We start from the raw sequence: 8,654 nt of genomic DNA, 5'->3' as shown, positions 1-8,654 counted from the left end.
GTTCGCCCTTTTTCAGTTCCTTCTTATACTTGTTCTGTCATCCAGTTTTGTGAAGTTGGATCTCTGCGCCATTCGTTTAAACGTTGTTCTTGATCTGCAGTAATTGTGCCTTGTTCCTTTGCTACTGTAAGTAATGTTGAATAAGATGTTAACACATGAGTAGGGAGATTAGCCTCTTTTAATGCATCATATGCTTTTTGGAATTCATATGTAAAGATAGCTACAATCGCAACTACTTCCGCTCCAGATTCACGTAGTGCCTCTGCTGCCTGAATCACACTACCTCCTGTTGAGATTAAATCTTCAACAAGGACGACTTTCTGACCTTTTTCAATTTTACCTTCAATTTGATTTTGCTTACCGTGCCCTTTAGCACTTCCTCTAACATAAATCATCGGTAAACCTAATTTATCAGCTAATAAAGCTGCATGTGGAATTCCTGCTGTTGCTGTCCCAGCGATCACATCCACTTCAATTCCTTCGAGAAGATTTGCGAATCCAGAAATAATATCTTTACGGACAGATGGATAAGAAAGTGTTAAACGGTTGTCACAATAAATAGGTGACTTCATTCCTGATGTCCAAGTGAAAGGATCATTTGGGCGCAGGTGAACAGCACCAATATCTAATAAATGTTTGGCAATTTGCTCTTTCATATTTTAGCCCTCCCAGTCTTTTTTCATTTGATGATAAGCGTTAAAAGGATCTTTAGCACTCGTGATGCTTCTTCCAACTACAATTCCCCAACTTCCTAGCTTTCTTGCTTCTTCTGGTGTGACGACACGTTTTTGATCCCCAACTGCATCCTCCGCTCGACGAATTCCCGGACATACTGTATAAAAATTAGAGCCACAAGCACCATGAATAAGAGGAACTTCCTTTGCAGAACAGACAACCCCGTCCACTCCACTTTCTTTCGCAAACGAAGCGTACGTTCTAACTACTTCGTTAAGTGGTTGTTGAATGAGCAATTCACTTTGCATCGTTTCTTCATCAGTACTTGTTAATTGAGTAACTGCGATTAAGATAGGACGCTTCGAACCCGCTTTGGTCCCTTGCTCCAAACCTTCACGAGCTGCACTCATCATTTTTTTTCCGCCTGCGGCATGGACATTAACGATGTCAATTTCTAAACTAGCAAGCTCTTTCATTGTTCTATGAACCGTATTTGGGATATCATGCAATTTTAAGTCAAGAAAAATTTGATGACCACTTTCTTTCAATTCATGAATCACTTGTCTTCCTTCTCGATAAAATAGCTCCATCCCTACCTTCACATAGAGAGATTCCCCATTAAATTGATCTAGGAGTGATTTACGCTTTTTTGCATCATCTAAATCTAAGGCAATTATGAGTGGACGTTGCATTTTTTCCAACTCCCTCCGATTAAATCTTGCACATGGTCAACTTCTAACTCATCAAGAAGTGCTGGAAGCTCTTCAATGATTGTAGGACAAACATATGGATCAGTGAAATTTGCAGTTCCTACAGCTACCGCACTAGCACCAGCTAACATAAACTCAACAACATCTTCTGCTGTATAAATTCCACCCATTCCAATAATAGGAATTTCGACAACTTGGCTTACTTGATGAATCATACGGATCGCTACTGGCTTAATAGCTGGACCCGATAAGCCGCCATACCCATTAGCTAAAATAGGCTTTCTTCTTACTAAGTCAATTCGCATGCCAAGAAGCGTATTTATCATTGAAAGTCCATCGGCACCAGCTTTTTCAACAGCTTTAGCTATTTCAACAATATCTGCAACATTAGGAGATAATTTCACATACACAGGAACATCTGAAACATTTTTTACTTCTCTTGTTAATTCCGCAGCCACTTCTGGAATTGTTCCAAAAGCAATCCCACCTTGCTTCACATTCGGACAGGAAATATTCAGTTCTATCGCATGAACATTTTCTGCTTTCGAAAGCTTTGCTGTTGTTTCAACATAATCAGCAATTTCAGTCCCAGCAACATTAGCCACAATCGGTACATCATATTGATTTAACCAAGGTAATTCGTTTGATAACACACCATCTAAGCCTGGATTTTGTAAACCAATTGCATTAAGCATACCTGCTGATGTTTCCGCAACTCTAGGCGTTGGATTCCCAAAGCGTGGCTTATCCGTCGTTGCCTTTATCGCAATAGCTCCTAAAAGGTCAAGATCATAATAATTAGCATACTCTTTCCCAAAGCCGAAGCAGCCTGATGCAGGCATAATCGGGTTTTTCATTGAAAGTCCTGGTAATTCTACTTTTAATCTGTTCATAGTACAACCTCCCCAACCGGAAAGACTGGACCATCTGTACAGACTTTACGGTAACTCGTTCCAGATTCATCGCCGACTACATGACAAACACATGCAAAGCATGCTCCAACACCGCAGCCCATCCGCTCCTCAAGCGAAATATACAAGCGCTTATCACTATAGATGCTTGAAAGTGCCGCAAGCATTGGTGTTGGTCCGCATGAATACATCGTATCAAACGATAGGTCTTTCTCTTTAATCACATCAGTTACATAACCAGTTGAGCCATATGTTCCGTCTGCTGTGACAACATACGTTTCACCAAGCTTAGAAAACTCTTCTTCATAGAAAACATTTTCTGCGCTTTGAAAACCTAATACGTGAATCACATTGACTCCTCGTTTTTTTAATTGCTTTGACAAATAATAAAGTGGAGGAACCCCGATTCCGCCACCGACAAGGAGAGCAGTTTCTCCTTGTTCGGTCGCATCTAATGGAAAGCCATTTCCGAGAGGGCCTAGCACATCAATTTTTTCACCTTCTTGCTTAAGGGATAATCTCTTCGTTCCTTTTCCCTCCGCACGGTAAAGCATTGTGACTGTTTCGTTATCAACATCTACGTCACAAATACTAATCGGACGTCTCAACAGTAAATCGTCACTCGTGTCAACTCGCAAGTGTAAAAATTGTCCAGGTTCTGTCATTTGTTTAGCTAAGCTTCCAGAACATATTAATTCCATAATGTTTGAAGCGATCTCTTTCTGACTTTTAATCGTTAAATTTTCTTTTTTAATCATGGGTCCCTCCAACTTTCTACATTTGCATTTGTGGCATACTTTCAGAAGAAAACGTAATAGACTCAAGTACTCTTAAGAGAGCCTCACCTGTATCAATTGACGTTAAGCAGACAACACCATTTTCAACCGCTTCGCGACGAATTCGGAAGCCATCACGCGCTGGCTGTTTCCCTCTTGTTAATGTATTGATAACAAATTGAGCTTGGCCTTCACGGATGACATCTAAAAGGTTCGGTTTTTCTTCTGCAATTTTATTTACAACTGTAACAGGGATGTTCGCCTCTTGAATAAACCTTGCTGTACCTGCAGTTGCTAAAATATCAAACCCAATTTGATGGAAGCGTTCCACTAAGCTTAACGCTTCTTCTTTATCCTTATCAGCAACCGTAAAGAGTACTGATCCGTGCGTTGGAATACTCATTCCTGATGCGATCAAACCTTTATAGAGAGCTTTTTCAAGCGTTGTGTCTCGTCCCATTACTTCGCCTGTTGATTTCATCTCTGGCCCTAATGTAATGTCTACGCGACGAAGTTTCGCAAATGAGAATACTGGAACTTTAACGGAAACTTCTTTTGCCTCAGTTTGATACCCAGTTTCGTACCCTAATTCAGGAAGTTTCTTGCCAAGCATAACTTTTGTTGCAAGATTTGCCATAGGTACCCCTGTAATTTTACTTAAAAACGGTACCGTACGACTTGAACGTGGATTTACTTCTAGGACGTAAACCTCATCCTTATGCCAAACAAATTGGATATTTAAAAGACCAACAATGTTTAATCCTCTTGCAATCGCAATCGTACGATCAATAAGCTTCTGCTTTAAATCCTCTGGCACTGTTTGTGGTGGATACACAGCAATCGAGTCACCAGAGTGAACACCTGCACGCTCAATATGTTCCATAATTCCAGGGATAAAGACATTCTCCCCGTCAGAAATCGCATCAACTTCGAGTTCTTTACCTGTTAAATAACGGTCAACAAGAACCGGATGTTTCGGATTCACACTTACTGCTGTTTTCATATAGTTAAGAAGCTCTTCTTCTTTATAAACAATTTCCATTGCACGTCCACCAAGTACGTAAGAAGGACGAACAAGTACAGGATAACCAATTTCATTTGCAATCGCTACAGCACCTTCAACTGACGTTGCCGTGCGCCCAAGCGGCTGTGGAATATCTAACGATAAAAGAGTTTGCTCAAATTTATCACGATCTTCTGCACGGTCCATGCTTTCTAATGATGTACCAATAATCGGAACTCCTCTAGCTTCTAACTCTGCCGCTAGATTGATCGCTGTTTGTCCACCAAATTGCACAATGACTCCCTCAGGTTGCTCTTGCTCAAACACATGCATAACATCTTCAACTGTTAAAGGCTCAAAGTAAAGCTTATCTGATGTACTGAAGTCAGTTGAAACTGTCTCTGGATTATTGTTAATAATAATCGCTTCATATCCTGCTTCTTTAATAGCCCAAACCGTATGAACAGTCGCATAATCAAACTCAATCCCTTGTCCAATACGAATTGGACCTGACCCTAAAACAAGAATGCTCTTCTTATCTGTTTGAAGTGCCTCATTTTCATCTTCATAAGTGCCGTAAAAATACGGTGTTTCTGATTCAAACTCAGCCGCACACGTATCAACCATTTTATAAACAGGGCGAATGTTTTGCTCCATGCGTAGAGTGTAAACATCACGCTCGTCCTTATTCCAAAGTCTTGCAATGGCGATATCAGAAAAACCACGCTCTTTTGCTTGCTGCAACAACTCAACATCGTCCGGAGACTCCGTTAATTTGATTTCAAGTGCAACAATTCTCGCAAGTTTTTGCATAAAGAACCGATCAATCTTCGTTAGCTCGCATAGTGACTGAATAGAATGACCTCTTCTAAGCAACTCAGCTAAAACAAAAAGTCGCTCATCATCTGTTTTGTCTAAACGTTTCACTAATACATCCGTATCTGTATTTGCAATTTTTGTATCATAAATATGATCATATCCTGCTTCCAATGAACGGACAGCCTTAAGTAGTGACTCTTCCAAGTTACGACCGATTGCCATAACTTCACCCGTTGCCTTCATTTGCGTTCCTAATTCACGATTGGCAGCATCAAATTTATCAAATGGCCAACGTGGAATTTTAGAAACTACATAATCAAGTGCAGGTTCAAAGCTTGCATATGTTTTACCTGTAATTGGATTCATCAATTCATCCAAGCTATACCCAACAGCAATCTTTGCTGCCATTTTAGCAATTGGATAACCAGTTGCTTTTGATGCAAGTGCTGATGAACGACTTACACGTGGGTTTACTTCAATAATGTAATACTGATCGCTATAAGGATCGTGTGCAAATTGAACGTTACATCCACCTTCAATACCTAAAGCACGGATGATCTTTAACGATGAATTACGTAAACGCTGATAATCTCGGTCAGTTAACGTTTGACTTGGTGCTACAACGATGGAATCACCTGTATGAACGCCTACTGGGTCAATGTTTTCCATGTTACATACAACGATCGCTTGATCTTTTGCATCGCGCATCACTTCATACTCAACTTCTTTAAAACCAGCAATGCTTTTCTCAATTAAACATTGTGTTACAGGACTATATTTTAGTCCACTAGTAACGATCTCACGTAATTGTTCTTCATTATGAACAATTCCTCCACCAGTTCCACCTAATGTGTATGCAGGACGAACGATAATTGGGTAGCCTACTTGTTCCACAAACTTATATGCTTCTTCTAATGTATGGACAATATCACTCTCTGGGACTGGCTCATGTAATTCATTCATTAATGATCTAAATAAATCACGGTCCTCAGCTCTCTTAATTGCATCTAAATCAGTACCTAAAAGTTCGATATTGTATGTCTTTAATATTCCGGACTCATCAAGTTCCATTGCCATATTAAGCCCCGTTTGCCCGCCAAGAGTTGCTACAATTCCATCAGGACGTTCTTTACGAATAATACGACTGACAAATTCCAATGTAATTGGCTCGATATAGACACGGTCAGCCATTGTTGTATCTGTCATAATTGTTGCAGGATTGGAATTAATTAAGATGACTTCGTATCCTTCTTCTTTCAATGCTTGACATGCTTGTGTGCCAGCATAATCAAACTCAGCAGCTTGTCCAATCACAATTGGACCAGAACCTATTACTAAAATCTTATTTATATCGTTACGTCTACCCATGTTTTCTTCTCCCCTCAATTAGACAAGTACAGTTGTTTTCTTTTCAGCTTCCATCATCGATACGAATTGATTAAATAAGTCATTCGCATCATGTGGACCTGGTGATGCCTCTGGGTGATACTGTACGCTAAATGCTGCATGTTCAAGATGTCTAACTCCTTCTACTGTTCCATCATTTACAGCGACGTGAGTTAGTTCAAGACCTGTTCCTTCTAATGACTCAAGATCGACTGTATAGCCGTGGTTTTGTGCTGTAATATCAATTTTTCCAGTTGAAAGTTCACGTACTGGTGTGTTTGACCCACGGTGTCCAAAGCGTAATTTACTAGTCGTTGCACCACAAGCAAGAGAAAGAAGTTGGTGTCCAAGACAGATTCCAAAGATCGGCACTTGGCCAAGGATTTCTTTAATCATTTCGATTGCTTGAGGAACATCAACGGGATCTCCAGGTCCGTTACTTAACATGATTCCATCTGGACGTAATCGTAGAATTTCCTCTGCACTTGTATTATAAGGAACAACAACAACGTCACATTGTCTTGCTATTAACTCTCGTAAAATACCATGCTTCATTCCAAAATCAACAAGAACCACTTTGTTTCCTCTGCCTGGTGCATGATATGGAGATTTCGTAGAAACCTGTTCAACCTGATTTCGAACGAAAGTCGTTTGCTTTAACTCTTCAATAACTTCATTTACATCAACATCTAATGAGCAAATACGTCCACGTAAAGTACCATGCTCTCTTATAAGACGAGTCAGCTTACGAGTATCAATTCCTGCAAGGGCTGGAATATCCTTTGCACGAAGCAACGTATCTAATGATTCTTCTTCACGCCAGTGACTTGGCTCTGGCTCATACTCCTTTACAATGAATCCATTTATAGCTGGTGTCACTGATTCAAAATCATCACGATTAATTCCGTAGTTTCCTATCAATGGATACGTCATCGTGACAATTTGGCCACAATAAGATGGGTCAGATAAAATTTCTTGATACCCTGTCATTCCTGTATTAAAAACAACTTCACCGCTCATTACTTTATCTGATCCAAATCCTTCTCCAACGAAAATATTCCCATCTTCTAAAATCAGTTGACGCTTCATACTGTCACCTTTCCTTTCTCAAATACAAGCTTTCCATCAACAAAAGTATATTCCGGCCAGCCAACACAAGCCCAGCCATGAAACGGTGTATTTTTTCCTTTTGATAAAAATGCTTCTTTATCAATTGTTCGTTCTTCCTCAAGGTCGATAACTGTAACATCAGCAACTACACCTTCTTTTAGTAGCCCTGACTCCAAATTAAATGTACTTGCTGGTTTTACAGTTAACCAATCCACCAGCTGTTTTAATGTTGCTCTTTCCGTTTTTACAATGTGTGTGTATAGCAGTGGGAAAGCCGTTTCTAACCCAACAATTCCAAATGGAGATCGTTCCATGCCTGCTGCTTTCTCTTCCTCTGTATGAGGTGCATGGTCTGTAGCAATAAAGTCAATCGTCCCATCCAAAAGTCCTTCCCAAAGAGCTTGTTGATCTTCTTTTGCTCGTAATGGCGGATTCATCTTAAAGTTTGTATCTAAACCAGGAATATCATCTTCACAAAGTAAAATGTGGTGTGGTGATACTTCAGCAGTGACGTTGATTCCAGCTTTTTTTGCATCTCTAATCACTCGAACAGACTCTTTTGTACTAACATGACATACGTGATAGTGACAATTAGCAGCTTCAGCTAATAACACATCACGAGCAATATGGACCGATTCGCATACAGATGGAATACCCGGTACGTTATGTTCAGCTGAAAACTTCCCTTCATGAACACATCCACCATGAATCAATGTATTTTCTTCACAATGTGCAACAATAGCCATATTCATTTCTGCCGCTTTTTTCATCGCTTGAAGCATCATGTCTGCAGATTGGACACCCACACCGTCATCAGTAAAAGCAAATGCACCAGCTTCTTTTAATGCTTCGAAATCTGTTAATTCTATTCCTAATTGTCTTGTCGTAATTGAAGCATAAGGCAAAACACGAACATGCCCTGTAGATTGAATTCGTTCTTGCAGCCATTCCATTTGTTCTTTCGTATCCGGAACTGGTCTTGTGTTTGGCATAGCTGCAATTGTAGTAAAACCACCAGCAGCTGCTGATTTCGTTCCAGTTTCAATCGTCTCTTTCTTCTCTCCACCTGGCTCACGTAAGTGAACATGAACATCGACAAGTCCTGGAGCAACTAATTTCCCTTCTACATTGATTACCGTTACGTCCTCAGTTGATGGTTTTGTAAACTGAATACGTCCGTCTACCATGTATACATCCTTTACTTCTAACGTTCCATTCTCAGCTAAAATCATGCCACCTTCAAGTTTAATTGTCATGTTATTTC

Annotated in this window: 7 protein-coding genes; all 7 read right to left on the bottom strand. The window is 40.1% G+C overall.

What is annotated here, in order from left to right; all coding sequences use genetic code 11:
• Nucleotides 1-23: 23 nt before the first annotated feature.
• The 7 genes from pyrE to MF646_RS04610 are packed head-to-tail and all read right to left on the bottom strand — an operon-like array spanning nucleotide 24 to nucleotide 8,646.
• Complete coding sequence (pyrE, locus tag MF646_RS04640) at nucleotides 24-656, bottom strand: orotate phosphoribosyltransferase (protein ID WP_250095317.1); 633 nt, start codon at nucleotides 654-656, stop codon at nucleotides 24-26.
• Nucleotides 657-659: 3 nt separating this feature from the next.
• Nucleotides 660-1,367 (bottom strand): orotidine-5'-phosphate decarboxylase, encoded by a 708-nt coding sequence (gene pyrF, locus MF646_RS04635; protein WP_250095316.1) that lies wholly within the window; start codon nucleotides 1,365-1,367, stop codon nucleotides 660-662.
• Nucleotides 1,349-2,278, bottom strand: a complete 930-nt coding sequence (locus MF646_RS04630; protein WP_250095315.1) for a dihydroorotate dehydrogenase — start codon at nucleotides 2,276-2,278, stop codon at nucleotides 1,349-1,351. The genes pyrF and MF646_RS04630 overlap by 19 nt, the downstream gene beginning before the upstream one ends.
• Nucleotides 2,275-3,054: a dihydroorotate dehydrogenase electron transfer subunit gene (locus MF646_RS04625; RefSeq protein WP_250095314.1), complete on the bottom strand. Its 780-nt coding sequence runs from the start codon at nucleotides 3,052-3,054 to the stop codon at nucleotides 2,275-2,277. The genes MF646_RS04630 and MF646_RS04625 overlap by 4 nt, the downstream gene beginning before the upstream one ends.
• 16 nt (nucleotides 3,055-3,070) lie before the next feature.
• A complete protein-coding gene (carB, locus tag MF646_RS04620; RefSeq protein ID WP_250095313.1) occupies nucleotides 3,071-6,262 on the bottom strand; it encodes a carbamoyl-phosphate synthase large subunit in 3,192 nt (1,063 codons plus the stop codon).
• An 18-nt stretch (nucleotides 6,263-6,280) separates the two neighbouring features.
• Entirely contained in the window at nucleotides 6,281-7,369 is a 1,089-nt protein-coding gene (locus tag MF646_RS04615) for a carbamoyl phosphate synthase small subunit (protein WP_250095312.1), read from the bottom strand.
• A complete protein-coding gene (locus MF646_RS04610) occupies nucleotides 7,366-8,646 on the bottom strand; it encodes a dihydroorotase (RefSeq protein WP_250095311.1) in 1,281 nt (426 codons plus the stop codon). The genes MF646_RS04615 and MF646_RS04610 overlap by 4 nt, the downstream gene beginning before the upstream one ends.
• Nucleotides 8,647-8,654: the final 8 nt, after the last annotated feature.

The sequence above is a fragment of the Halalkalibacter alkaliphilus genome, assembly GCF_023555415.1.
Taxonomy (GTDB): domain Bacteria; phylum Bacillota; class Bacilli; order Bacillales; family Bacillaceae_D; genus Halalkalibacter; species Halalkalibacter alkaliphilus.
Note: the sequence above shows the minus strand (reverse complement) of the source record. Positions and strands in the feature narration are given on the sequence as shown.

Bases quoted from the DNA above. Each gene is read 5' to 3' on its own strand.
- pyrE (WP_250095317.1), bottom strand. From the start codon at position 656: ATGAAAGAGCAAATTGCCAAACATTTATTAGATATTGGTGCTGTTCAC.
- pyrF (WP_250095316.1), bottom strand. From the start codon at position 1,367: ATGCAACGTCCACTCATAATTGCCTTAGATTTAGATGATGCAAAAAAG.
- MF646_RS04630 (WP_250095315.1), bottom strand. From the start codon at position 2,278: ATGAACAGATTAAAAGTAGAATTACCAGGACTTTCAATGAAAAACCCG.
- MF646_RS04625 (WP_250095314.1), bottom strand. From the start codon at position 3,054: ATGATTAAAAAAGAAAATTTAACGATTAAAAGTCAGAAAGAGATCGCT.
- carB (WP_250095313.1), bottom strand. From the start codon at position 6,262: ATGGGTAGACGTAACGATATAAATAAGATTTTAGTAATAGGTTCTGGT.
- MF646_RS04615 (WP_250095312.1), bottom strand. From the start codon at position 7,369: ATGAAGCGTCAACTGATTTTAGAAGATGGGAATATTTTCGTTGGAGAA.
- MF646_RS04610 (WP_250095311.1), bottom strand. From the start codon at position 8,646: ATGACAATTAAACTTGAAGGTGGCATGATTTTAGCTGAGAATGGAACG.